Source organism: Vreelandella sp. F11, from assembly GCF_042466685.1.
GTDB lineage: Bacteria > Pseudomonadota > Gammaproteobacteria > Pseudomonadales > Halomonadaceae > Vreelandella.
This window is the reverse complement of the sequence record NZ_CP170448.1, coordinates 1,612,349-1,637,828: the sequence shown is the minus strand read 5'-3', so window position 1 is coordinate 1,637,828 and position 25,480 is coordinate 1,612,349. Positions and strand designations below refer to the sequence as shown.

The window sequence follows — 25,480 nt, the reverse complement described above, 5'->3', positions numbered from 1 at the left end:
GATATGGATACACTCGAATCGCTACCCGTAAAAACCATTGACCTGAACACCTGCTTTTATCGGGTCAGCGGTACAAAATACGGTTCAGCCAAATTCTATTCAGAGAGCCCCCAAAACCGTTGGACACCCATCAGTGGCACTCCCGGCGTTTGCTATATGGCTGAGACACCTATTGGCGCTTTGGCTGAGTCAGTTTGCCGAAATGTGGCGCACCTTAATGAAGCGGAAATGTTTTCATCGTTGTCTGAGCTACAAAAACTCGGCATGTTTAAGTTGGTACTGCAAAACCCAATCACAGTGTTGGATTTCACCGTTGCCCATCTTGGTCGCTACAGGCTCGATGCCACCATACTGGGAGATTATGATGCGTCTTTATCGCCGCCTTACAAGTTTTCGCCAAATTGGGCCTCCCATGCGGTTAAGCTTAAGCTTGCCGGTGTATTGTACCGTTCTCGTCACAAAATCGATGAAACCTGCCTGGCGCTGTTCGATGTAGGAACGGATATTGTTGAAGGAGCGTGCGGCAAGCTAGATGACGACCAGTATCTGGAAATACTGGAAGACGAGTTCAGATGGGCCGTTATCTGATGGGAAGCCCACATTACTGTGAGTACCTGCCTGTATGACGCTGAGTGACTAGGGCCATCACCTTGCTTAGCATCAATCACTGCCGAACAGGTCGCGGGTATACACTTTGTCTTCCACATCGCTCAGTTCAGCAACCATGCGATTAGCCAGGATGACATCACACTTCTCCTTGAATGCAGCCAAGTCACGCATGACGGTGGAACCGAAAAACTTATCCTCTTCCAGCACCGGCTCGTACACCACCACTTCCACACCTTTCGCCTTGATGCGCTTCATCACGCCCTGCATGGCACTGGCGCGGAAGTTATCCGAACCCGTTTTCATGATGAGGCGATACACGCCCACAATGGTCGGGTTGCGGCGCAGTATCGACTCGGCGATAAAATCCTTGCGGGTGCGGTTGGCATCCACAATTGCCTGAACTATGTTGCTTGGCACATCGGCATAGTTGGCCAGCAGTTGCTTAGTATCCTTCGGCAGGCAGTAGCCGCCATACCCAAAGCTTGGGTTGTTGTAGTGCTTGCCAATACGCGGATCAAGGCCAACACCCTGAATAATCTGCTTGGCATCCAAGCCGTGGGTTTCAGCGTAGCTGTCCAGTTCATTGAAGTAGGCGACCCGCATGGCCAGATAGGTATTGGCAAACAGCTTGATCGCCTCGGCTTCGGTACTGTTGGTCAGCAGCACTTCCACCTCTTTCGTCATCGCCCCCTGCCTTAGCAGTTCAGCAAACGTCTCGCCGCGGCTGGAGCGCTCGCCGACAATGATGCGCGAAGGGTAAAGGTTGTCATACAGCGCCTTGCCTTCGCGCAAGAACTCGGGCGAGAAAATCAGATTCTGAGTATTGAAGCGTTCAGCAGCGCTCTTGGTGTACCCCACCGGCACGGTGGATTTAACCACCATTACCGCCTCGGGGTTGATGCGCATAACCTGCTCGATAACGGCCTCAACGCTCGTAGTATCAAAATAGTTGGTTTGCGGATCGTAATCAGTGGGCGTGGCAATAATCACGAACTGGGCGCCTGCGTAGGCCTCTTCAGCATCCAGCGTAGCGGTAAAGTTCAAATCATCACGGTTCAAGAACGCCGCTATTTCCGTATCTTCAATCGGTGAGCGGCGGCTGTTCAGCAGCTCGACCTTTTCGGGCACGATATCTACCGCCACCACTTCGTGGTGCTGCGCCAGCAGCATCGCGTTGGAAAGCCCTACATAGCCTGTTCCTGCAACGGCAATTTTCATGCGAATCAATTCCTAGACTGTCTTTAAAGCTCTCTATAAAAGCTCTCTTTAGAAGCTATTCTCAAGAGCTCTTTCAAGAGCTATTTTCAAAAGCGGGGTTTATAACCGGCTTTAAACACGGGCAAGACACAGCCAGCCACAAAAGCCCATGGGAACCAACCCGCTAATCAGAACGCGCAGGACGGGCAATCTAATCGACCAACGAGCCGCCCAAACTTAATGCCCCCACACCACAAAATAGGGGTTGAGCTTTTCACTGGGGTTGGCGTAGCTAAGCGGGGCGCCTTCCAGGGTTTCTACACGACCGCCCGCTTCCAGCACTACCGCATGGGCGGCGCCGGTATCCCATAAGCAGGTGGGCCCTAATCGTGGGTAAGCATCGGCAAAACCTTCAGCAATGATGCACAGCTTTAGCGAGCTCCCCATGGGCAGCATGGTGTGCTCACCCAACTGTTCCAGCCACGCGGCTAAATCAGGGCTAGGGTGCGAACGGCTTCCCACTATCCGCCAGGTAACGCCCGCTTTAGGCTTGCCTGCCACGGAAATAGCCTTGCGGCTTCCATCGGCTTCAACCTTAAACGCCCCCAGCCCTTTCGCTGCGACGTAACCCACCTCAAGTGCAGGCGCGGTCACCACGCCCAGCACCGGCTTACCGTTTTCGATCAAGGCAATATTGACGGTGAACTCGCCGTTACGCTTGATGAACTCCTTGGTGCCATCCAGCGGGTCGACTAACCAGTAGCGACCATCAGCATCGGCACCGGAAAAACCCTCAATATCCTCTTCAGAAAGGATCGGGAACTGAACCGGTAGTGCTTTCAAACCACGCACAATGACATCGTGGGCAGCAATATCCGCCTCGGTCAGCGGGCTTTTATCGTCCTTCTCTTCCACACTGAACTCGCGTGCGTAAACGCTCATAATGGCATCGCCAGCGTCATGTGCAATGCGCTCAACGGCATCTAACAGTGTTTGGTTAATCACAGTCACAGACGTGTCCTTAAATGAGCTACTGGAAAAATTCAGAAACTTGTCGCATTACTAGGGATTAATCTAAGCGCTCACTGCGTGCCTGCCAGAACCACGAGGCATTTAAAGAATCACCAACACGCTGGGCATCAATTGCAGCCTGCTTAGCCATGCGTGCAGTAGCGGCGGGGTCTTCCAGTAATTGCTTGAAGCCAGCCTGCCAAGCGGTGAGATCATCATCCACCAGCAGGCCATTTTCGCCATGACGCACTACCTCCGTATAAGGGTAGCGATTGGAATAGATGCCTACCCCGCCCATGGCGGCAATATCCAGAAACTTGATAAAGGACTTACCCTGATTGAACGGCGTTGCTAATAGCGGCGCCAAACCAATGTGTAGGCGGCACTGACGCTGGTACTGCTGAAAAGACTGCCAGGGTAGCGGCGCGGGGGCTTTCACCCGAGGCAGCGCCGCCAAACGCTTAGGCATATGCTGGCCCAGCATTATCTCAAGCTCGGTATCGTCGCGTTGCTGTTGGAGTGCCTCCAAGGCAGGTGTGATATGCAGTAAATCCTGAAGATGCGCCCGCGTACCGTGAAAGCCTATCTGCCAAGGTGTTTCTGAAGATGGGTTAGCGGTAAAGTGGGTCTGGCTGGGTAACGGCGCCAGTAGCGAGGGAGTAAGGACTGACACATTGGCGTGGCGCGGGGTAAAGTAGCTAGCCAATTGGTCACTACACGCCACCACTTCATCGGCCAGGGCCAGCAAGCGTGGCTGAAGGCTGGCGATCCCCGCCATACGTTTGCGATAAGCGCTGGGTAACGTGGCATCGTCGGCAGCAGCGGCTATATCATCATCAATCAAATAGACGATATAGCCAAAGGCATTACGGTTTCGCTCTAGCCAGCGCAGCCAGCTTAACGGTAGCGAGCGGCATAGCAGCAAGTTTACCCCGGCATAGCGGCGTTTGAAGGAAGGCCCATGCAGCCGTGCAGCACCGAAAGAGCGAGAGACGGGAAACCGCTCGGTCAGCACGCCCTGTTGACGCAGGATAGGCGCAGCGGATTCATAGAAATAGATATCCTCCGTTGGCCACGCGCCATCGCTAAGAACGACCCAGTGAATTTGGCGACTCATGATGCACCCCTTTTAATCCATTAATCGAGTGATGCACACACCCGGCATTACAAACCACATCGGTGATTACACTGCCTGCACAAGCTAACCCCAGCAACGCTTCGCGCTGTATTCGCGGGTGCGCTCCGCTTACCACGAGCTATGCCCCCCTTACCCCTCACTCCTTACCCTTCACTATTAACCCTAACGCAATGAATAATCTTCGTGCACCAGAGTTAAATTGGGATTGTAAGCCGGATCGCTGTCCAGCAACGCGCCCCAGGTTTTACGCATGTAAGCGTATTCGCTGAGCCAGCGGGCGCGTTTTTCTGGGGTATCATCGGCACCACGAGAGATAGATTCATGATGATAGAGCGCGGCATAAGGCGTCCACAGATTACGGTATCCGGCTTCACGAACCTTGATGCAGAGATCCACATCGTTATAGGCCACCGCTAGATCTTCCTCGTTCAACCCGTTGACCGCATCGAAGACTTCCTTGCGTAACAGCAGGCAGGCGGCCGTCACCGCAGAAAGGTTCTGCGTGACTTTTAACCGGCCCATATAGCCATCTTCATCACGCTGGAAAAAGCGGTGGGCATGCCCCGCTAAACCGCCCAGCCCTAAAATCACTCCACCGTGCTGAACGGTATCGTTGGGGTAATAGAGCTTGGCACCCACACAGCCAATCTCAGGGCGGGAGACCTGCTCTACCATCTCACTCAACCACTGCCCATCGATCGGTTCGATATCATTATTGATCAAGCCGATAATGCTGCCCTTGGCATTGGCCGCGCCAAAGTTATTAATTGAGGAGTAGTTGAAAGGCGCATCCCACAGCAACACTTTTACCCGGGTATCGCGGGCCGCTACGTCTTTCAAATACGTCAGAGTTTCGGGGCAGCTACTCTGGTTATCCAGAATCAGCAGCTCGAAGTGGGTGTAATCGGTACGATCCAGAATGGCATCCACGCAGGGGCGCAGAATATTCACCCCATCGCGGGTGGGCACCAACAAACTCACCAGTGGCGGGGGGTCTGGCATTGGCCAGCGAACGCGTTGGGTACCCGGCAGTAGCCCAGGTGTCACCTCAGCGTTAAGTCCGCTTTCGCGCAGATGTTGTGCAACAGTAGCCACATAGCTTGCATGTGTTAACTCAGACCCCGGTGCGCCGTGGTAAGCAATATGCGGTACATGCGCCAGTTGCTCCGGGGTAAAGTCTTCCCGCCGAGTCACATTCAGGGTTTGTACGTAATCGAGCCAATCCGCGTCATTGGCGAACTCGCCGCACATCTCTGCAGAGAGACGCGGCACAAAACCGTGCCGGTAACAAACAGCGCGGCCCATGTAGGGCATTGCGAGCAGTAAATCGGCGTTCCACTCAGGCTTAAACAGCGGCGAGTGCCGAATGCCCTCCTCATCCAGGCTATCTTCGTCGGCCACCAACATTTGCGCTTTGGGGTTATCCACGGCAATGCTCGCCATATGGAACAAGGCATTGGTGGCCAAACGGTCACCGGGGCGTAAAAACCATACCCAGGCATGCTCACAGTAGGAGAGCGCCTCAACGCGCAGTGCCGCCACGCTAGTGGCATCGCTCTCCATCACGCTAAAGAAAGGCATTTCACGCTGCCACTCACTCAACCATTCATGCCACTGCTTGAGCACCTGGGGCGGCAGTAACAGCAACGCCTGATGAGGTGTGAGCGACTGCTCCGCCAAGCTTGCCAAACTGAGGTTCAAGCGCTGCTTCAGAGCCTGTATTTGAGCAGCATCCATGGGATCCCCCGCTGGGCAAACCAGCAGCATGCTGCAATCGAAAGAGTGAAGACGAGAACGCAATGCCACGATAGGCTCGTTAGGCGCCCGCCTGCGCTCGATTTGGCGAATCCAGTGCTGATAATGCCGCCGGGTAGAGAGGCTGATAAAGGTGCTTTCGTAATCTTCAAGCGCGATGGTCTGCCATTTTCGGCTTTGCTTACGCGCCTGCTGCTTCAAGCTCTGCAAAATCTCATTCAGCGAGAGATCACGATAGTGCTCATGCATGTTTGATAACCGCTGCAGTAAACGGTTATGAGCGAACATAGGTGTTAGCCAAACAAAACGAAAATGCCCCAGCGAAAATGCACCCACGGCGTTCATGGGGGCAAAAGTCACCCGCTTAACGCCTCTGGGAACATATACCAAACGCTTAGTTACCTTACCCACCCGCAGTGGCAACTCAACCGTTACCGAGCGGCGCGAGGATTCAAATGTCAGGCTAGACACCACACTGGTCACATCCCGTTCGCAGGCAATTTCGACCATATTCCAGCCCGGTAGCGGCAGTTGCCCCTCTAACGAAAAAAGCGGCTCAGTCCCCAGTGAAAGCCATTCACCGGGACGTGAAGCCGCCTCTAATTGTTGTAAGGGGACAAAGCGTTGTGGGCTGCGATGATGAGGGTACCACCCCCTATCACCAGATGTTTGAGTAGCATTCATTCAGAAAAAGCGTCTTAGCCGGCGGATATGGAGCAGGCATCTTACCAGCCTGTAGCCCATGTCACACCAATCGTCATGCCCGCCGACTTGCGATCGGCAGTGCATCTCTAAAAGCGGCCAAGGAAGACCCCCCATTAACCTAGCCAGGGGATCAAATTGAGTTCCGCTAACAGTACGTCGTCAGGCTTGGCAAGCACTTGGCGTTTCTCGACCATCGCCTGCTCTTCAATGTCTAACCGCACCCGTTTATCACGAATAAGTTCTAATAGCGATTGCTCTGAGCTAGGCACCTGTACCACAAACCGCGCATTGGTTTGCGCCGCCAAGAAGTCTGGCGCCACCGCTGCGACCAAGTCAGGATCAATATTCCCAGCGCTGTGAACAAATACAAAGCGCTTAAAGATTCTGCACAGATAGTTAAACATCGAGTAACTAGAGGAGGAGCCGAACACTAAACAGGTTCCCGCGACCAGTGCATCGGGGTACTCCATCACCAGCAGTCGACCAAAATTGGGTAGGCCATTATCAAATACTTTGTAACGCACATGATTAAAGGAGATAAGCACCTCAATGGTTGAGGTTTGCTTGGGGGTTAGCTTATTCCCCAGGTCACCGCCCATGGTTTTATCTTTGTAGCGATCCTTTTGAAATATCGCTTGGCACACCTCTGGATCAACCCCAAGCTTTTCAGCCAGCGCGATGGTGGCTGCCAAAGCGCCTTTATGGGTCCAGTGGGTATCGGTGGGAATAAAAGCGCTGTCACCCAACGCTTTTAGCTCTGGAACCGGGTATACCACATCGTTGGAAGCTGCCAAGCCAAGCACCTGATGCATGGGGCCAGTGTTACCTTCTCTAAGCGGGTGATAACGGGCCCCCATCACGCTCTCTTTTGAAGGTGCCACTAACAGCGCCCAAGGCCGCTCACCGGCCACCTTAGCGGTCTGAGTTAAGTAGGTTTGCCAGCCCGCAACTCCCGCCTTGGTTAAGCGCATTCGGCCCATAAACTGGTCAACGCTACCGTTGGTGTCGTTATCCAGGAACAGCCAGCCCTGCTTGCCCTCAAGCACTTTTAATTGCTCAGACGACTCGGCATCCTGGGTATCGACGCTCACGTCTTGCAGCAGCCAGCGCTGCTCTCCCAGCGCCAGCCATAAGCGGAAGCGCCCTAGCCTCGGAGGTATGGTAAAGCGAAAACCGCAGTTAAGTAACGGGTGCTGTTTGGCAGGCACCTTGAGCACATTTTCAATCACATCGGGGCGATCAATTTCCAACGGGTGGCAGAGCTCAAACGCTGGCTGCCACTCAGCAACGACGAACACATCGGACTGCATCTCGTTGAGCGCTTCGGGCAGCAATACCCAACCCTGTACAACGCGGCCTGATGGCAAAAAACGCGAACCGCGCTGCTCAGAAGGGTAATCAAGCGCCCAATGCTCAACGGGCAACTCATCACCACTGTTGGTAGTAGAAATTCCCTCTTTCAAGCGGCGCTTAAGCCAGAGTTTCAAATCGAAGGAGACTGACCTCGCTTTGGCTGCATTTGCTTGAGCGGCCGCCGGTTCAGCCCCGGGGGCACCGCCAACGATTTGCTGTAACCACTGTATGTGTGGCTCAAGCTGAGGCACCATTTCAACGGCACCACGGCAAGCAACGTCGTTACGGTCGTAGCGCATGAAGTAGTCACGCTTCTTATTGTAGTTAGGTCTCGCCGCGCTGCCGCGTTTCGATTTGCCTAACACGAACTCCTCAACCGATTTCACCAGATAGTGGTTAATACGAGCGCCTTCCCACACTATTTGCTCACTCAGGCCGAACTTAGGTTTGCCCTGAGGATCTAATCTCGTCTCAAGCGGTTGGCCTAAGGCGTTAACATAGTGGCCACGGCTTAGGAGGGCATAATGCGGATTCTCAAACGCCTTCACATAAGCGGGCCGAACCACGCTCTTAAAGTGGCGATTTGGAGGAAATGACTGCTCAGCACGCTGGGTAAAACGCTCGATCACCAGCCCTGCCTCCCGAAACTTCGCCCCGTTGGAGCCAAAGCACGCCCAGTTCAGCGCTAGCGCGCCAACCTCCGCTGAAGCAAACTGCTTAGCTAGCCAATCGAGTAACGGAAAGGAGCTTTGCTGGCCTGCCACCTCATGTTCAGCAGTAGGAAGCAGATACTCATCGGCATCAATAAACGCAACTAAATCAATATTCTTAGGACACTTTTTGAGTAGTTTATGGTAAGCAGGAAGTTGCGGCGAGCCATCCCCACTTGGCACTGATATCAACGTAACGAGGCCCGTTTTAGAGAGCGACTCAAGCCGTTCGTAAGTACCATCGTCGCTTTCATTGTCAGCAATTAAAAAGTGGCTAGCCCCCACCGCGAGGTGAAACGCCATCCACTCACTCAAACTATCCAATTCATTTTTGACGATAGCAGCAATTGCAAGCTTCAAATAAAAAACCCCTAACAGTTCTTATTAACCGTTCTCAATAACATGAACAAACTCAGACTCCTGCGTCAGCTTGTAAGCATTCGCCAAGGCATTGCGCAGTTGGGTAGCATTAAAATTGGTTTCTGCACGCAGCCTGCCAGCCTGCCCAAAACATCGGCACTGTTCCGGAGCACTGGCCAAGTTAGCTACTTGGCGGGCGGCAGCCAAAGCATCACCAAACGGCACCAAAAAACCGGTTTCGCCCTCAACTACAAGCTCCCCCAGCGCGCCCCACTCATAAGCAACAACTGGACGTGCGGCGGCCATTGCCTCTAGTACGGTACGTCCGAAAGACTCTTGAAAGTGCGATAGGTTCACTACAATATCCAGGGCTGCCAAGGCCTCTTCAGGGCGTTGAACGTAGCCAGCGAAAGTAATATTGGCCGGTGCGCGATCCAGGGCCTGCCGTCTTAACAACGCCTCAATGGCTGACGTATGGGCACCATAAAGCACCACCTCAACGGAGGGGGCGAGCGTTTGCAAATGCCCCGCCATTACCTCAACGTCAGCCAGCCCCTTCTTGGCAATATTGCTACTCAGCATGCCTACCCGCACACAAGTCTCTTGCTGAGTATCAAACCTCACTTCAGGCAGCGCTAACAGCGGCGCCATCTCAATGGTATTGGGCACCACACAGAGCTGGGGAGAGTGCGATTCGCTAACGGCTTCACGGGCAAACGCTTGGGCGACACAAAAAGAGTTAGCAATAATGACATCCGCACAGTGATGAACGTGGTCAACCACCTGGGCTGGCGTTGCACCCAGCGTTAAACAGAGCGCTTCATCATGGGCGGGCAACTCGCGAACGTGGGTTAATGTGGGCACACCTTCGCACCTTGCGGCCACATAAGGCTCAACAAGTACCACGGTATTGCCATGCACCGCCTTAATCGCAAAGCGCTTTATCAGGTCGCGAAAATAGCCCACGGTAACGTTCACTGGCTCCCTACCCACCTGCCACCAGCCGTAGGGCAGCACCGCTAACGCCTTGCAGCGGGTTAATAGCGTCTGCTCATACTCGGCGTTATTGGCTTCGGGTAGCGTAACTACCACATTCCAACGCAATTCGCCTATCGCATCAAGCATGTCCAGCAGGCTTCGCTCAGCGCCGTATAGCGCCGCACCCGCCTGGTGGGCGCAGAGCATGACCGTTGGGCGTTGGCTAAATTCACGCACCCCTTGCCAGATGGGCAGTGGCTCCAACCCCTTAGCATGCCCCTCTACCATGTAGTGCACTAACGGGTGCTGGCCAGACACCTTCACCTCTGGATAACGGCGACAGTAGCCGGAAACGGTAAAGTGCGGACCTGGATCACGCTGCTCCAGGGTGCCAGTTGTGTAGAAGTGTTCTAACGGCTCGATGCTCGCCTGCTGAAGATCGATATAGCGCTCTAAGTACCAGCCCGCATCAAACAGCGCGGATTCGCTGACAACATCAATCTCCGCAAAGCTCGCCTGCAGAGTATCGGTTGGTCGCAACATGGCCGGTGGCGCGACAAACGGGCGATGCGCCGGGTGTTGCGGTATATAGAGCTGCTGCGGGTTTTCAGCCTGGGCGTGCCAACGCCGCGCCGCGGCCATGTAGCGGTAACGTAAACCGGTGAACTTGGTTACCAGGTGAGAGCGGGAGTGTTGCGTAAGTGACCCCTCATCAGCACGGCCAAACGCAAGCGGAACTCCCGGCAACGCGATTACGACGCTTTCTGCACTAAAGGCCGCTTCCACACGCTCGCGGTACTCGGCATCTGCATTGGCACTTACTACATCCCAAAAACCTAACGTATCGATAACTTCACGGCGCAGCAGCAGCGAAGAGATATTAGGAGATATCCAACCATACTCATCTAACCGCCAGCGGTGAAACAGTAGCTCTGGCGTCGCACGCACCCAGTGAGAGAGGCACGCCTTTGCTTCTGGATTCGCAACCAGTAAACGCCATTGGGTTACCAACTTCTGAGGGTGGGACCAGTCATCGCTGTCATGGGTTGTAACAAAATCGCCATTCGCTGTGGCTAAACCGGTATTCCGTGCGGCATAGGCCCCCAAGTTAATCGCATGGCGAATCAGCGTCAGCGATACATGCGTTGGAGCCATGCGCTGCCACTTGGCAACCTCATCTATGCTGCCATCTTCACTAGCATCATCCACCACCACAATCTCTAAACGCACGCCCTGCTGATCAAACAGACTGCCTAGTGCAGTGCCAATGGTATGCGCCGCGTTATAAAGCGGGACGATGACTGTGATTAGCGGTGAGGGGTGAGGGGCGAGGGGTGAGGGGTGAATAGAGAGGTTATCCAGCGACAATGGCGCTGCGGTGTCGCGCTGGGTAATCGCGCTTAGCCCATAGGTGGAAAAAAGCTGATTGAGCACCTTAAGTCGATCAACATCGCTACCCTGCTCTACCAGCAGCGCATTTGCGCCTGCTAGGTAGGTATCCGCATGCTCAGGAAAGCGCTGTTTAAGCGCTTCAAGCAGTGCTGGTAATACGCTAGCAGTTGAAGGATGCGGTTTACCTTCCAACTGCAACCGGCAGTGAGCTTCAATGGCTAGCAACGCCATACCAGGGTGATCCACAGAGACGACAGCGTGAAGGTCATTGTTTGGCAGTAGCCAATTAATGACATCACTCCACTCCCGTTGCCACGCAAACCAACGCGCTAATGACCATCGTGATGCCAGTTGTTCATCGCGGCTGGCAGAGGCATCTACAAGTAACGCCTGCAACCTTGGCAACATTACAGCGTGGGCGCCCCGCCAAAGCGCATGATCCCAGGCAAGTGCGCGATTACGCCTGGGTAAGCGCCCCTCTTTTACACCATGACGTAGGTAGTGCTCCCATGGGTCAATGCCTGCTTGAGCCACATCCGGGTAAGCGGCTAAATACCAATCCGCATCAAACTCGGCTTGCGTGGCGTCTTCAGCCGATGGCGGCGTTTCAGTGGCATGAGAGGAAGAGATAAGGCGCCAATATTTAGCCAAATATGAGAGCACGGCTATACAACCCAAGTAAAAAACGAATTAAGCAAAAAATGCAGCGCTGACATTTACTCGCTAGGACAATTAATCGCTACCAAATAGGTCTCGGGTATAGACCTTATCAGTGACGTCTTTCAGCTCATCTACCATGCGATTAGTCAAAATCACATCGCACTTATCCTTGAAAGTAACCAAGTCACGCATGACGGTTGAACCGAAGAATTTTTCTTCATCAAGAGCTGGCTCGTAAACCACCACTTCGACGCCCTTTGCTTTAATGCGTTTCATCACACCTTGCATGGCACTAGCACGGAAGTTATCGGAACCGGTTTTCATAATCAGCCGGTAAATACCCACCACTTCGGGCTTTCGGCGCAACACGGATTCGGCAATAAAATCTTTGCGGGTACGGTTAGCCTCAACAATGGCCTGAATCATGTTGTTGGGCACATCTTCGTAGTTGGCCAGCAGTTGCTTGGTGTCTTTCGGCAGGCAATAGCCACCATAACCAAAGCTCGGGTTGTTGTAGTGCTTACCGATGCGCGGGTCTAGCCCAATACCTTCAATAATCTGTTTTGCATCAAGGTTATGGGTTTCAGCATAAGTGTCGAGTTCATTAAAATAAGACACTCGCATCGCCAGGTAAGTATTGGCAAAAAGCTTAATTGCTTCCGCCTCAGTGCTATTGGTAAGCAGCACCTCGACGTCCTGCTTAATCGCGCCCTGCTTCAACAGCTCGGCAAAAGTTTCACCACGTACAGAGCGTTCGCCAACGATAATTCGTGAGGGGTATAGGTTATCGTGAAGAGCTTTTCCTTCACGCAAAAACTCTGGCGAGAAAAGTAGATTTTGCGTATTCAAACGCTTGGCAGTATCCGCAGTGTAACCTACTGGCACAGTAGACTTGATCACCATCGCTGCATCAGGGTTAATGCGCGTTACCTGATCAATAACCGCTTCTACACTATTAGTGTTGAAATAATTCGTTTTTGGGTCGTAATCAGTCGGGGTAGCAATAATAACAAACTCTGCGTCCTTATAAGCTTGCTCTGCATCCAACGTTGCAGTGAAATGCAAATCTTCACGGGCTAAAAACGCTGAAATTTCAGCATCTTCGATAGGTGATACACGTTTATTCAGCATCTCGACCTTTTCAGGTACGATATCTACTGCAACAACTTCATGGTGTTGAGCCAAAAGCATGGCATTTGAAAGACCCACATAGCCAGTACCAGCTACTGCAATTTTCACCAAACATTCTCCAAAGGAATAAAAGAAAAGTCAAAGCAAAGTAATAATTTTAAGAAAAAGATTTCAAAAAAAATTTACTACTAAAACTTCAAAATAAACAAAACCATGAACACTAACAATCACACTAAAACAACGTATTAGATTGAAAATACGAGACATTCAACCGTTCCATGCAACAAAAATTAATATACTTATGTGACATAATTTACTATTTCTTAGTTTTTCTAATCGTAGGAGTGATATAGGGTAATATAGCATGAGAAGCAGTCAGTTTATTAAATTCCTCTAAAAACTTATCTGGACTAGTAAAATCTAGATTGTCTATCTGCCAAGGTGCATACATCCACCACTTTGAAGCCAGAAGTCTTTCTATTAATTTTTCGGAAAAACGATACCTTATAACTTTGGCAGGAACTCCTGCCGCTATTGCGTAAGGAGGAACATCCTTAGTAACAACAGAGCCTGCTCCAATCACTGCACCTGTACCAATCTTGACACCTTTAGATATAAAAACACCATTTCCTATCCATACATCATGCCCTATAGCAGTACGAGTAGTTCTAATATCTTCTAAAGCCTTCTGACGATTAACCTTAAGTTTAGAAAAAGATTCTGCAACAGAATCGTCATTCCAATAACCAAAAATATCTTCCCCATATTGAAATGGATGTGTTGAAACCCAACTGGTTACATGATTACCTTGACCTATATTTACATTTCGAGCAATAGAACAATATCTACCTATATCAACTGAATAAAAATACCCATCAACTAAGTACGAAAACTCGCCCAACTTTACATCCCGCACTAAGGTAGAATCACCTACTTTAGACGGTGGAAAGAAAGAACAATCTTTTCCTGCCCTCTTAAATGCACCATCAGAAAAAAGAATTCCTTCTTCCTTCATTTTTGCATTATTGTCTACTAACCCTATATTTTTAAGTGAATAACTAGACTTCTTTTTTGATTCCAAATAAAACTTTTGAATTGAGTTATCAATAGACTGCCACTCAGGAAGAGAGTCTTTCATAAGCTCTCTCACCTCATCCATATCTTCCCTATAAAATTCTAATAACTCGCAAAGCTCATTTGCAGTAACGTAAGGAGACTGATCTATATTCAAAGATATTTTATGATTATCATATTTCCTACTGCTATCTTTATTAGAAGCTACAACATTAACAATGCTTTCATCTTGGTATACACCTAAAAAACTTTCCGCCTTTTTTATACCTGCTAAAGGATCATTAATTATATCGCGTTCCATTATTAAACCAAGGCAGTTATCTGGAGAAAGTTCAGAAACCCATGAATTAATGTGCCTAGAATAAAAACCCAAATCCACTATACCAAAGCGTTCATAATATTCGCCGATAGAGGCATTGGATGCAATTCTATTGCGCTTGGCATGGTGAAAAAAAGCAGATACCGCTCGCCAAACAGGGTGCCGAAGAGAATAAATAACTTTAAGTTCTTTACCACAAAACTCAGCTGCTGACTTAGCTATAAATTCATTATGATTTACGCCAGGCTTACAAAATCGAGAAGAAGGATCTACAGACCAAAAATATGATGGCGTTTGTTCACCAATGACAACATGACGATCATCTGCCTCTTTAAAATTAGAAATATAATTAGAGACTTCATTTTCATCATGCCAATTTTTTTTATTAAAAAAAAGCAATTCAATTTTTTCAGGTAGAAAAACTTGCTTGTGTTTTTTAAGACAATCATAAAGCCATGTTGCTCCCCCCTTCTGAGTTCCTACGATTAAAAAGTTTGGCTTATTCTCTTTCATGCAGACACCTTCAATTTATTAAATATAAAAATTATTCTATGTTCGGAACAAAAACTTTCGATAGGCTTTTAAAGCACTCTAGGCTTATGAGCTTTGGATATGTATTGCAATCCAAATCAACAAAAAATTGCGAAAGCAATTAGCAATTAGCAATTAGCAATTAGCAATTAGCAATTAGCAATTAGCAATTAGCAATCAAACGTAATAATGAGAAATCTTAAAATAAACGAAGTATTCAAAAATAACCTAGCTTGCATTTAGCAGCTCAGCAAAGGATTTTTCTTCACTTACTAAAGAAAAATATTCAAAAACTGTCTGCTTATTAAGCTCACCACACTCTATAGAATAAGGCTTATTTTCAATGTACGAAACAAGCGCATTAACCCAATCACTTTTTACAGCATTATTAGCATATACCAAGCCTTTCATATGCGCTTTAAGTTTTCTATAAGGTATAGTGTCAGAAGCAACAACAGGCAAACCTAAGGAGGCATACTCTAAGACTTTCAAATAAGATTTATGATTATTAAATTCATTTTCAATAAGTGGAGCAATTCCAGCCACAGCGTCTGGTACTTGGGTCTTAATCCAATCAACAAAATCAGGATAATCAACTTTATCCACAGGCACATCTACCTTCTGAACCCAGCTAGGTACAGTATCTTTACTGTCTAACACTCCTATAACACGAAAAGTGAAATCAGGAATTGATTTTGCAACCTCTTCAATATAGGGCAAAATAAAATTATAATCCTCTTTATGTGTGCGTGTACCGACATATACTACAACATTATTTTTTGTATATACGATTTCTCCTCCTCTCCATAAGCGTTCACTTATTTTATTTTCTAACGTATAAATTTTATCTGAATACTTACTTAGAGAATCTTTTAACTCGTTTGTAGAAACAGTTACAGCATTTGCATTAACTATTAGCTTTTCAAGATAGGGCCTGTAATTTTTATAAATTGATTTCGAGTCGATACTTTCTGGTACATTTAAAAGATCATCATCCAAGTCCAATAAATATTTTACATTACCATTCTTCGAAGAATTAATTAAGGCATCTACGCCTGCAGGCGTTAAAGCATTTCTTTGTATAATTAGATTCTTAATCTCTCCGACTTCCAAGCCTGCTATTAGCTGGTCAGAAGACATCCGGCAATATGTTAAATCATTACCCAACTCATTTACCGTTCTCTCCCATACTCTCACATAAGTCGAACCATTACCGCGCACCTGTTTTCTATCACTTGGACAAACCACACCAACTATCCGATCAGTCAAAATAGTCTGGCTTAAATTTATGCCATTAGACAATGTCTGATAAAGAGCGTGATACTGAGCTGCCATCCATCTTATATCTCTAAACTTTCCCTCTTTTTCTTGCCAGTCTTTGACACCTGACAGCTTGCTATTCAAATCTGTATTTAAAGAAATTATAATTTCTTCATACACTAATTCAATTTGCTTATTTTTTAAAACCCACCCAGCGTTGTACTCCTTTACTCTGTCACCAACGGTTGGATAACCTAAGACAAAAACAGGTAGGCCCACTGAAAACAACTCAGTTAATGTATGACACCATGTTTCGTCCCAAATCGAAAAAACTGCGCCTACATCAGGTTTTATCTTAGCAACATGCTCTGCAAATTGATCTCTCTCATACTTTCCGTGAAACACTAGTCGTTCGCTTGCATTTTGCAATAAAGTTTGGCGCGCATTGCCTAAAATATGGAATTCCAAAAGCTCATCTTTATCTCTCTCTAAAAGAGACAGAATAACGTTAAGCCCTTTAGCTTCATCTATATTACCTGGAATTAGAATTTTGTATCTATTTTTAGCTATAATTTCTTGCTTAGGGTTAATAAACTTTTCAAAATCTCTTCCATGTTTGATAACCTTGAATCTATCAGAATCAATACATTTAAAGTTATCTAAAAATATATTTTTAGCATGTTCGGATGTTGTAACAAATGCATCTACATATTGTAATGCTTTCGAAAAATTTTCACGCCAGTTGTGTATCCACGCACCTTTTAAGGGAGGAAGGGCATCGCTTTCCCACAAAGGGAAAGTACAATCTTGCTTTGCTTGAGACTTAGAGCAATCGCCCTCACAGAAAAACAAATCGTTATCTAACAGCTTTACTGTTGGACACAGCGCATAGTAGTCATGAAAAGACTTTACTACCTTAGCTCCTGCTAACTTAGCTATTTTGGTCAAACCCAATGAATGCCATACTAGATGTCTGATATGCACTATTGAAAATCCGAATTCAAATAGCCAATTGTAAACCACTCTATCATACTCATGAGAAGTATGCGTTAGAGGGTCAACAGGTTCTGACAGCTCATGACGCAAAACAACCTCGTCATCAACTTTACCAGCTTTATAAAGCGTTAAAATTTTACTATCACAATGTAATAACCATGGCTCTATTGAATCACTTAAAGCCAGCATTAAATCTCTATTTGTCTGAGGAGTACCTCCAGTTTTAGTTGAAACTACAAATAGGCACCTATCTTTTACTACCTCGTGCTGACAATCATAAATTGCTTTCTTGGCTTGAAAACGTGCAAGCTTAATTTTTAGATCCTGTGTGAATACGGATATCGCTTTTTTATAATCTGGATAACGCTTATCAATTATTTTTCTTCCAGCTATCATCAAATCATTTTTTGATTCACCAAAGCTTTTAGATCTATCATGAAACACATATGTTCTATCATCTATAATATTACGCCACCCTTTATTTCTAGCTCGCATACAAAAATCATTCTCTTCTCCATAACCTCTTGGAAAAGCCTTTTCATCGAGAATTCCTACATCATTGATACAAGAACGCCGAATGAACATACAGAACCCATTCCCTGTAGGTACTGTTGGATATAGCCCAATAGATCGGCGTCTAAAAGCTTTGGAATACTCAATTTCAGAGACCCCTAATGGCAGCTTATTGTCATTTCCAATATTAGGGGCAGAAAAAGCACCAGCCCTATCAGACATAGGAGTGACTGTTGCTATATTACTATCCGTGTTAGCGGCGAAAAGGATGCTTTCTAACCAAAAGGGCGTAACCCTAGCATCAGAGTTAAGTATCACTACATCATCGTTTTTGCAAAGTTCAAGCCCTTTATTGACAGTCCTTGTGAACCCCATATTTTTATTATTATTAACTACAACAAACTGATTATCGAACTTTAAAGTCTCTAGAAAAATATTTATATTTTTATCTGGACTAGCATCATTAATCAAATAGACACAGACATTTTTATCTGTATACAAACGAAGTCTATCCACACAAACTTTCAAATCTTCCAAAGCATTATAGACAGGAACAACAATACTTATAGGAGATGCAGCGTTATTGTAGTCACCGAAATTAATTACCTTTTTTTCACTTCCATTAATAATACACTCAATTTTTCTTTCAGAAGGCAATGTCAAAACTACATGATTAGAATCTTTATCGAAAATTCCTCTGGGAAATTTTATTGAAAACCCGCCTAAACCTTCACTTTTGTTATGTTTTTTTAAATCTTGGCGTTTTATATCATTTTTAACTATGCAGTAATTAAAACCATTGACCTCAACCTTAATATCAAATACGTCCTTTTTGTTACCTTCATTTACAGCCCAACCTGAAATAACACTTTCATTTTTTCTTTCTACCTTAACATTATACTTGCATTTCAATGTTGATTTATTGACATTGTTTTCACTATGTTCTTTAAAATCATAGCTTCCAACACTTCTTTTTTTATTCTGCGCCATTACAATATTAAAATTTAAATAACTTTCCAAAGCTGGATACTGCTTTATAGCTTGCCGATATAAAACAACTGCTTCGTCATACTTTTTTTCACGCAACAGTCTATTAGCTGTAGCAACCAACTGCTGATCTCTAGTATGCAGATTTTCACTTAGACTCATTTAGCTCACCAACCCCTATGATTAAAAACACAATGTCCATTTAAAAATTCTTCAGCAACTATAGTATTAGAGCGCATCACCCACTTAGGATCTAACTCTTTCTCAGCCCACAATTTAACTAAGTCCGTGTAATTATATTCTAACTCTTTATTACTTGAATCTAGGTTTGATATCACTAACAAACCAGTAGGATATATATTAATTTTAGCAATATTTAGATCAGGCCTATACTTTTCGAATATTTCAATGAGTTTCCAAATATCACCTGTCCAAGCCCGGGTGCGTCGCTCACGCTCCGCCTGTGCTGGATGACCAGGAAAAATGTCATCAATTACAACTACTGTATTTGAACTTGAAAAACGTTCTAAATTAATAAAATCCCTCAGCGCGTACTCAAACAAATGCATGCCATCGATAAATGCCAAATCTGGTGAATGCATTAAGTATTGATGAGCATGATTTTTAAAGAACTCATCGCTAGTCATGCGTAGTATCGTATGGTTTTTTTGCAGCTTAATGTTGGGCCTAGGCATAGGGTCTACACCAATTGCTTCACATTCCGCTAGTAACAAGCTTTTTCCTGTTTGCACACCGATTTCTAGATACAAATTGGGCTTGAATTTTTGATGCAGTTTTTTAAGGAACTCATGTTTATCGCCATCGCCTATTAAGCGTTCTTCTTCATCCGTACCTTGTGGAAAGCTTTTTTGATTTTGATAAGCCTCATCTAATCTATCGTAATAGGTTTGAGGCATGTTTTCTTGAAGAATGGAGGCAAGAGTTTGCCAGTGCCGGATGGCTTCATCAAACAAACCTTGGCGCTGCACACTTTCTGCCAAGCCGATTAAGATAGCTGGATCGTTTGGACACTGCTCATGAAGCTCAGCTAAAAGTCCGTAGGGCACGTTATGCTGTACATCGCTCTTTTCAAACGACTTCACCGCCCAGCTTTGAGGTAAACCTAGTTGCTTGAGTTGCTGTTTGGCGCGCACCTGTGTCGCTAAACGCTGCTGAGGACCATAAATAATTAGGCCTAGCGAATTATACCAATGCTCTTGGCCCTTTTGTAACTCTCCATTCACGGCTCTAGCTCGAGCTAGGCTATTATGAACACCTGAAAGTAATACCCGATAGCGCCATAACCGTTCATTTTGGGCTTTATCCTCACCCTGCTCAATCAGTTTCCAAGTTGCTATGGCATTTGCGCAGTCGCCAAGTTGAGCATAGGCAGCTGCTAGGTATGTTCTAAGCTGGGTGTTATCGACTTCATCGTCAATATCATTTGTAAGTGCGATTAGTGCCTCCCAATCGCCTTCTACCCATAGTGTTTTCGCTAACTGTAATTTTTCACTCTCAGGTATGTCTTGGGGCATCAATGGTAATAGCATGGTACTCTTCATCTTTAATGGGTTAGTCTTATTAGATTTTTTGATCAAAGGCTAGGTAACTGCATGTGCCAATGATTAGTACTTCGTTAGCTATCAATGACCCTGTGTATCAGAGCGAAACAATTTCATTAAAACTGAGCCATTTCACTAATATTTGCGTTCAGGTTAGCCACAAGCTGCATTGTGAAAAAAAATTTGACATTGCAAGGCGCAACACGCTAAAAAATTAACCACCATACAAAGCATTATCAACAAGAAGCAAGGCATGCTGACATACCAGTGACTTTGATTCGCTATACCAGGCTTACAAAAGATACAGCTTATCTTTTTAAAAAACTAAAACCTATCTTGAAGGACATAGATTACGAATTTTTCAGTGAAAAATTTAATAAGATAGTACGCCCTGATCTTGTTCACTCTTTTAATAAAAACGATTGCTAAAATTTTTTCATTTTATCTTTCTGTTAAAGCGCCTTATAACTCTCAGTTACAAGGTGCTTTAAAGAAGCTCATCTTGGTTTCAGTTTTAAAATTTTAGACAATTGTTCCATTCCTGCGCCTGCCCTTTCTCATCCTTTCCAGACAGCTGGGGTGCTTCTCCATTCACCAACGGCCACTCTATATTAAGTGTTGCATCGTTCCATAGCAGCGAATACTCGTCGCCTGGGTTGTAATAGTCCGTGCATTTATACTGAAATTCCGCTTCTTCACTGATGACGTAAAACCCATGGGCGAATCCAGGCGGTACCCAAAGTAGCTGCTTGTTATCAGCGCTGAGACGTACGCCTGCCCATTGGCCGAAGGTTGGGCTGCTTTCTCGTAGATCTACCGCTACATCGAACACTTCGCCTTGGGTAACGCGCACCAGCTTGCCCTGGGGCTTGGCATGCTGGTAGTGCAGGCCGCGCAGAATGCCCTGCTTGGATTTGCTGTGGTTATCCTGAACGAATTGGTAATTACCACAATGTTCCTCAAACTCACTCTGGCGGAAGGTTTCCATAAAGAAACCGCGCTCATCGCCAAATACTTGAGGAGTGAGAAGTACTACTTCGGGTATAGCAAGTTTTTCGTATTGCATAGATAGCTCGTAAAGAGTGAAAAGTGAAGTGTTAGAAGCCAGGTATAGGCTCTCTCTACCTCACATTTTACCTTTCACTTTTAAAAGGCGTTGAAGGTATTGGCCGTACTGGGTCTTCGAGAGAGGCTTGGCTAGTTTGGTGAGATGTGCATCACTGATCCAGCCATGCTGCCAGGCAATTTCTTCAAGGCAGGCTATTTTCAGCCCTTGGCGATGTTCAATAGTTTGTACATATTGGCTAGCCTCTAGCAAACTGTCGTGTGTGCCTGTATCTAGCCAAGCAAAGCCACGACCTAAGCGTTCTACGCGCAGGTCACCGCGTTCCAAATATGCATTATTGATGCTGGTAATTTCCAGCTCGCCACGCTCAGATGGTTTGACATTTTTGGCAATTTCCACCACATCGTTATCGTAGAAATAGAGGCCCGTTACCGCATGGCTAGATTTAGGCTGTTTAGGCTTCTCTTCGATGGAAAGCGCTGTACCCTTTTCATCGAATTCTACCACGCCAAATCGCTCCGGGTCTTTTACTAGGTAACCAAACACAGTGGCTCCGCTAGTCTGCTGGTCGGCACGCTTAAGCTGTTCCGAAAAGTGCTGTCCGTGGAAGATATTGTCGCCCAGCACTAAGCATACTGAATCTTGACCAATAAATTCTTCGCCAATGATAAATGCCTGAGCAAGGCCGTCTGGGCTCGGCTGTATAGCATATTCAAAGTGCACACCGAAATCCGTGCCGTCACCCAGCAAATTTTGATATTGGGGTAAATCCTCTGGGGTAGAAATAATTAGAATTTCACGAATACCCGCCAGCATAAGAACCGAAACAGGGTAATAAATCATCGGTTTATCGTAAATAGGCAGTAGCTGCTTAGAGACTCCACGAGTAATCGGATGCAAACGAGTTCCAGAACCACCTGCTAATATAATTCCTTTACGTGACATAACTTCTCCTTCTTAAAAATCAATGGGCCATTAGTCGATTGCTTAGCTACTCAGCAATTTATCTTTCAGCAGTAGCTCTTTGATTAATTCTAACTGGGCCTCCGCCCTTTCCAACTCTATTTCTAACTGTCGCTGTTTTTGCTGCGTTTCACTGCTTTCGTTGGTTAACTGCTGGTTTTTCTGTCTTAGCACCTGAATTTCTTTACTCAGGGTTTCTCTTTCCTCCTTTGCTCGGGCAACCTCTTTTTTGCTAGCCTCCAACGTTTTGCTCAGCGCATCGCGTTCCTGGCTCATGGCCTCGAACTTTTTCTTATGTTCGTTACTTTGCTGCTGAGTCTTTTTTAACACACCGTGTAGGCGATTGCGCTTAAAGGCTTGCAAGCTAAATTCTGGGTCTTCGGCATCTTCTTTTACTGGCTCAAAGCCTTCCTCTTCGCACCATTTGACCAATTCACTCTGTACGGGCATGTCTACGTAAAGGCATATCGAACTGGTACGCACCCAGAGGTGGCTTAGTGTTGCCAGCAAGCCTTGTTCTTTCAATTTCTTAAGTAGAGGCATAGCCTGGTCGGCTTGCTCAATAATCAGCCCGGTTACGCTACTATCTTCCAAGCCCTGCTCTTTTAATAAATCGCCCACTGCATGGGTTTCAACTGTGCGGCACTGCTGTAACGTTACGCCCGGGTAGAGCTCTTTTAGACTTTTGGCTTCTGCTAGGCTGTTGAAATCTTCAAGGCTGTAGCGGTAGCAAGATTGTTCATTACCTAGGGGCGTTACCCATGCAGTAGCAAAGCGTGCACTGTTTTTCAGTGGAATGTACTCAGCTGTGCTATGCGGCGGACAAACTACAAGTGCGGGCGTTTTCGACTGCTGAAGAACTTTTTTGCTCTCTTTGCGTAGCGGGCCTATGTGAAGCAACAGGGGTGCGGGGTGTTCGCTCATTCGGCACGCTCCTTAGTTATGTGGGTATTTTGTTGAGGAGCAGGAAGCTGGTGTTGTGGCTGCGTTTCACGCTGTTCTGACATGCCATATTTCACGTAATGCAGCAGTGGGTGTAGGCCTGAAGCGGCAACGTCTTGATGCTGTGTTAGGTAATATTCGGTCACAAAATCGGCGCTGGGGTTTCGGCCTTCCAACGCACCAAATTTTACGTAGTGTTCAGCTGGATTCATGCCCGATTTAGCAACGTCTGGATACTGTTCACAATACCATTGAGCATTAAAGTAGGTGCTGTTTTCAACTTGAGCTACTTGTTTGGGCAATGATTTTTTGTAGGCCCGGATATTGCGATACGCTGCAGTAGCATGGCGGTAGGCGTGTGTTCGTAACCAGCGCACTAGTGTTTGCAGCTCTTCTAGCTCTTTCTGCAATATATATGCCCGTTGTTTGCTGATTAATAATTCCTCTACAGCTTCTTGTACACGATGAAGTTCTTTAATTACCAGATCATTTTCATCTTCTACTTGCTTAATCCGCTGAGTCTGCTGCTTTTTCTCGTCTAGCGCTTTTTCCAGCGCCTCTTGAGCTTTATGCATCTCATGGCTCATTTGGCTATTTTCTTCTTTAGCCTCGTTGAGTGCTTGTGCTGTTTGCTTAGCTTTCTCAGCCGATTTTTGGCTTTCATTAAGCTCATGCTGCTGTTGTTCAAGCGCTCGTTGGGCTTGGTCTAGATACTTCTGATTTTCCAATTCGGCGTTTTGTAACGCTTTTTGATGTTCCAGTGCGTCAGTAATGACTTGAGCGGCATCTTGCTGCCATTCGCTAGTTTCTAGACTGCTGGCGGCCAGATATGCGTGCGCCAACTGTAATTCGGAATCTTCATTCAGCAAATAAGCAGCCGCTAAACGGTGCAAGGGCGAAATATCTAGCAGTGGCAACTGGGTAAGCGCTTCATCTGCTTGGCTCAGCTGTTTTCCTGGCACATAGCCGTAAAGATTCAGTTGCCTACGATGTTTACGAAACAGTGCTACTAGTCGTTGAGCCTGGGCTTTCCAACTCTGCTGGAGATCGCTGGGTGCGCTGCCTTGAGCGGTTAGCGCGGCAATATAAGGCACCGGCTGTGGCCATAGCAGTTGAATGCGCTTTTCCTTATTGCCTGCCAACCATTGGCTAATGAGTTGGGCTGCTGACTCTGTCAGTTCATCCAGTAATACAGTGCCTTTCTGCCCCGTTTCCTGAAGTGCCTGCAGCTGCAGCGGCGACTGACCCGGTGGCAACAGTGAGTTAGGCTGGTGCGTAAAGGCATTCAGCCCTAGGTATATTACCAACGACATTTTAGTGTAGCTCCTTGCGGTATTTCGTTAAAAAGTGAGGAGAAAGGCAATAACTCATCACCTGTACTCTTCACTTATTCAAATGTTCTTTCAGCGTTAGCGCTAGCTGGCTTTGCCAAGTGGGTAAGGCAATACCCAGAGCATTTTCTAGCTTGCTGATTGCCATCCGGGAATTGAGCGGACGTTGGGCGGGCGTTGGGTAGTCTATGGTTGGTATCCCATCCGTAGCATTTGGTGTGATCGCCAGCTCTTCCCCATGTTCATGGGCTTGGTGAAAAATTTCACAAGCAAAACCGTGCCAGCTTGTCTCCCCTCGCGGCGCTACGTGGTAAATACCTGATGTTATGTGAGGCATTAGCGAATGTGTAAAAGCTAGTGTGGTTACTTGGGCAATTAGACGTGAGGGTGTAGGGGCACCTACTTGGTCGTTAACGATGCTGAGTGCTTCACGCTCGCGACCTAAGCGCAGCATTGTTTTCATAAAGTTATTGCCACGGGCGGCGTATACCCAACTGGTGCGGAAAATTAGATGCTGGCAACCGCTTTGGGTAACGGCCTGATCACCTTCCAGCTTGGTTCGACCGTACATGCTTAACGGTGCCGTGTGGCTGTCTTCCTGCCAGGGAATTTCACCATCACCTGGGTAGACGTAGTCGGTTGAGTAGTGCACCAGCGGAATGCTGTGCTTGACAGCATACTTGGCTAACTGTGCTGGCAGCTCGGTATTGAGGCGCTTGGCTTGCTCTGGCTCGCTTTCGGCTTTATCGACCGCTGTGTAAGCGGCGGCGTTAAGGATAAGGCTTGGCTTGTGCTCTGCCAGATAGTTATCCACCGCTTGGGCGTTGGTTAGGTCGAGCTCTTGGCGTATAGGGGCCATGATATTACCGAATATGGCAAATTGGCGCTGGAGTTCAAAGCCGACTTGGCCGTTGCCGCCGGTGATGAAGATATTCAT

General features: G+C 47.1%; 16 protein-coding genes. 1 reads left to right on the top strand and 15 read right to left on the bottom strand.

The genetic code is table 11. The annotated features are described in order from the left end of the window. Nucleotides 1-3: 3 nt before the first annotated feature. Nucleotides 4-588, top strand: a complete 585-nt coding sequence (locus ACFIOZ_RS07365) for an RES family NAD+ phosphorylase (RefSeq protein WP_386083036.1) — start codon at nt 4-6, stop codon at nt 586-588. Between the two features lie 72 nt (nt 589-660). On the opposite strand, the gene ACFIOZ_RS07360 is transcribed toward ACFIOZ_RS07365, so the two are convergent. The 15 genes from ACFIOZ_RS07360 to rfbD all read right to left on the bottom strand — a co-directional run bounded on the left by ACFIOZ_RS07360 (nt 661) and on the right by rfbD (nt 25,480). After that, nucleotides 661-1,827 (bottom strand): nucleotide sugar dehydrogenase, encoded by a 1,167-nt coding sequence (locus ACFIOZ_RS07360; RefSeq protein ID WP_386083035.1) that lies wholly within the window; start codon nt 1,825-1,827, stop codon nt 661-663. Nucleotides 1,828-2,043: 216 nt separating this feature from the next. Continuing rightward, nucleotides 2,044-2,811: a 3'(2'),5'-bisphosphate nucleotidase CysQ gene (gene cysQ / locus ACFIOZ_RS07355; RefSeq protein WP_386084011.1), complete on the bottom strand. Its 768-nt coding sequence runs from the start codon at nt 2,809-2,811 to the stop codon at nt 2,044-2,046. Between the two features lie 64 nt (nt 2,812-2,875). After that, nucleotides 2,876-3,934 (bottom strand): glycosyltransferase family 1 protein, encoded by a 1,059-nt coding sequence (locus ACFIOZ_RS07350; protein ID WP_386083034.1) that lies wholly within the window; start codon nt 3,932-3,934, stop codon nt 2,876-2,878. A gap of 183 nt (nt 3,935-4,117) precedes the next feature. Beyond that, the gene (locus tag ACFIOZ_RS07345) at nt 4,118-6,394 is read right to left on the bottom strand and encodes a glycosyltransferase family 2 protein (protein WP_386083033.1); all 2,277 of its coding nucleotides are present in this window, start codon (nt 6,392-6,394) and stop codon (nt 4,118-4,120) included. Between the two features lie 134 nt (nt 6,395-6,528). After that, the gene (locus ACFIOZ_RS07340; protein WP_386083031.1) at nt 6,529-8,838 is read right to left on the bottom strand and encodes a glycosyltransferase family 2 protein; all 2,310 of its coding nucleotides are present in this window, start codon (nt 8,836-8,838) and stop codon (nt 6,529-6,531) included. 24 nt (nt 8,839-8,862) lie between these two features. Continuing rightward, on the bottom strand, nt 8,863-11,871 hold the full coding sequence (locus ACFIOZ_RS07335; protein WP_386083030.1) for a glycosyltransferase: 3,009 nt from the start codon (nt 11,869-11,871) through the stop codon (nt 8,863-8,865). A 69-nt stretch (nt 11,872-11,940) separates the two neighbouring features. Beyond that, nucleotides 11,941-13,107, bottom strand: coding sequence for a nucleotide sugar dehydrogenase (locus ACFIOZ_RS07330; protein WP_386083029.1), 1,167 nt, complete (start codon nt 13,105-13,107; stop codon nt 11,941-11,943). 208 nt (nt 13,108-13,315) lie between these two features. Next, complete coding sequence (locus tag ACFIOZ_RS07325; RefSeq protein WP_386083028.1) at nt 13,316-14,905, bottom strand: sulfotransferase domain-containing protein; 1,590 nt, start codon at nt 14,903-14,905, stop codon at nt 13,316-13,318. A gap of 246 nt (nt 14,906-15,151) precedes the next feature. Continuing rightward, nucleotides 15,152-18,841 (bottom strand): glycosyltransferase, encoded by a 3,690-nt coding sequence (locus ACFIOZ_RS07320; protein WP_386083027.1) that lies wholly within the window; start codon nt 18,839-18,841, stop codon nt 15,152-15,154. Between the two features lie 5 nt (nt 18,842-18,846). Next, complete coding sequence (locus ACFIOZ_RS07315) at nt 18,847-20,229, bottom strand: class I SAM-dependent methyltransferase (protein ID WP_386083026.1); 1,383 nt, start codon at nt 20,227-20,229, stop codon at nt 18,847-18,849. Nucleotides 20,230-20,755: 526 nt separating this feature from the next. Continuing rightward, the gene (gene rfbC, locus ACFIOZ_RS07310) at nt 20,756-21,307 is read right to left on the bottom strand and encodes a dTDP-4-dehydrorhamnose 3,5-epimerase (protein ID WP_386083025.1); all 552 of its coding nucleotides are present in this window, start codon (nt 21,305-21,307) and stop codon (nt 20,756-20,758) included. Between the two features lie 60 nt (nt 21,308-21,367). Further along, entirely contained in the window at nt 21,368-22,252 is an 885-nt protein-coding gene (gene rfbA / locus ACFIOZ_RS07305) for a glucose-1-phosphate thymidylyltransferase RfbA (protein WP_386083024.1), read from the bottom strand. A 42-nt stretch (nt 22,253-22,294) separates the two neighbouring features. Continuing rightward, nucleotides 22,295-23,194: a hypothetical protein gene (locus ACFIOZ_RS07300; protein WP_386083023.1), complete on the bottom strand. Its 900-nt coding sequence runs from the start codon at nt 23,192-23,194 to the stop codon at nt 22,295-22,297. Continuing rightward, on the bottom strand, nt 23,191-24,525 hold the full coding sequence (locus ACFIOZ_RS07295) for a hypothetical protein (RefSeq protein WP_386083022.1): 1,335 nt from the start codon (nt 24,523-24,525) through the stop codon (nt 23,191-23,193). The genes ACFIOZ_RS07300 and ACFIOZ_RS07295 overlap by 4 nt, the downstream gene beginning before the upstream one ends. 70 nt (nt 24,526-24,595) lie before the next feature. Next, nucleotides 24,596-25,480 carry a dTDP-4-dehydrorhamnose reductase gene (gene rfbD / locus ACFIOZ_RS07290; protein ID WP_386083021.1) on the bottom strand — a complete coding sequence of 295 codons (885 nt, stop codon included), beginning with the start codon at nt 25,478-25,480 and terminating at the stop codon, nt 24,596-24,598.

What these genes read in the sequence shown, in the direction of transcription:
- ACFIOZ_RS07365 (WP_386083036.1), top strand. Translation starts at nt 4, where the DNA reads ATGGATACACTCGAATCGCTACCCGTAAAAACCATTGACCTGAACACC.
- ACFIOZ_RS07360 (WP_386083035.1), bottom strand. Translation starts at nt 1,827, where the DNA reads ATGAAAATTGCCGTTGCAGGAACAGGCTATGTAGGGCTTTCCAACGCG.
- ACFIOZ_RS07350 (WP_386083034.1), bottom strand. Translation starts at nt 3,934, where the DNA reads ATGAGTCGCCAAATTCACTGGGTCGTTCTTAGCGATGGCGCGTGGCCA.
- ACFIOZ_RS07345 (WP_386083033.1), bottom strand. Translation starts at nt 6,394, where the DNA reads ATGAATGCTACTCAAACATCTGGTGATAGGGGGTGGTACCCTCATCAT.
- ACFIOZ_RS07325 (WP_386083028.1), bottom strand. Translation starts at nt 14,905, where the DNA reads ATGAAAGAGAATAAGCCAAACTTTTTAATCGTAGGAACTCAGAAGGGG.
- ACFIOZ_RS07320 (WP_386083027.1), bottom strand. Translation starts at nt 18,841, where the DNA reads ATGAGTCTAAGTGAAAATCTGCATACTAGAGATCAGCAGTTGGTTGCT.
- ACFIOZ_RS07315 (WP_386083026.1), bottom strand. Translation starts at nt 20,229, where the DNA reads ATGCTATTACCATTGATGCCCCAAGACATACCTGAGAGTGAAAAATTA.
- rfbC (WP_386083025.1), bottom strand. Translation starts at nt 21,307, where the DNA reads ATGCAATACGAAAAACTTGCTATACCCGAAGTAGTACTTCTCACTCCT.
- rfbA (WP_386083024.1), bottom strand. Translation starts at nt 22,252, where the DNA reads ATGTCACGTAAAGGAATTATATTAGCAGGTGGTTCTGGAACTCGTTTG.
- ACFIOZ_RS07300 (WP_386083023.1), bottom strand. Translation starts at nt 23,194, where the DNA reads ATGAGCGAACACCCCGCACCCCTGTTGCTTCACATAGGCCCGCTACGC.
- ACFIOZ_RS07295 (WP_386083022.1), bottom strand. Translation starts at nt 24,525, where the DNA reads ATGTCGTTGGTAATATACCTAGGGCTGAATGCCTTTACGCACCAGCCT.
- rfbD (WP_386083021.1), bottom strand. Translation starts at nt 25,480, where the DNA reads ATGAATATCTTCATCACCGGCGGCAACGGCCAAGTCGGCTTTGAACTC.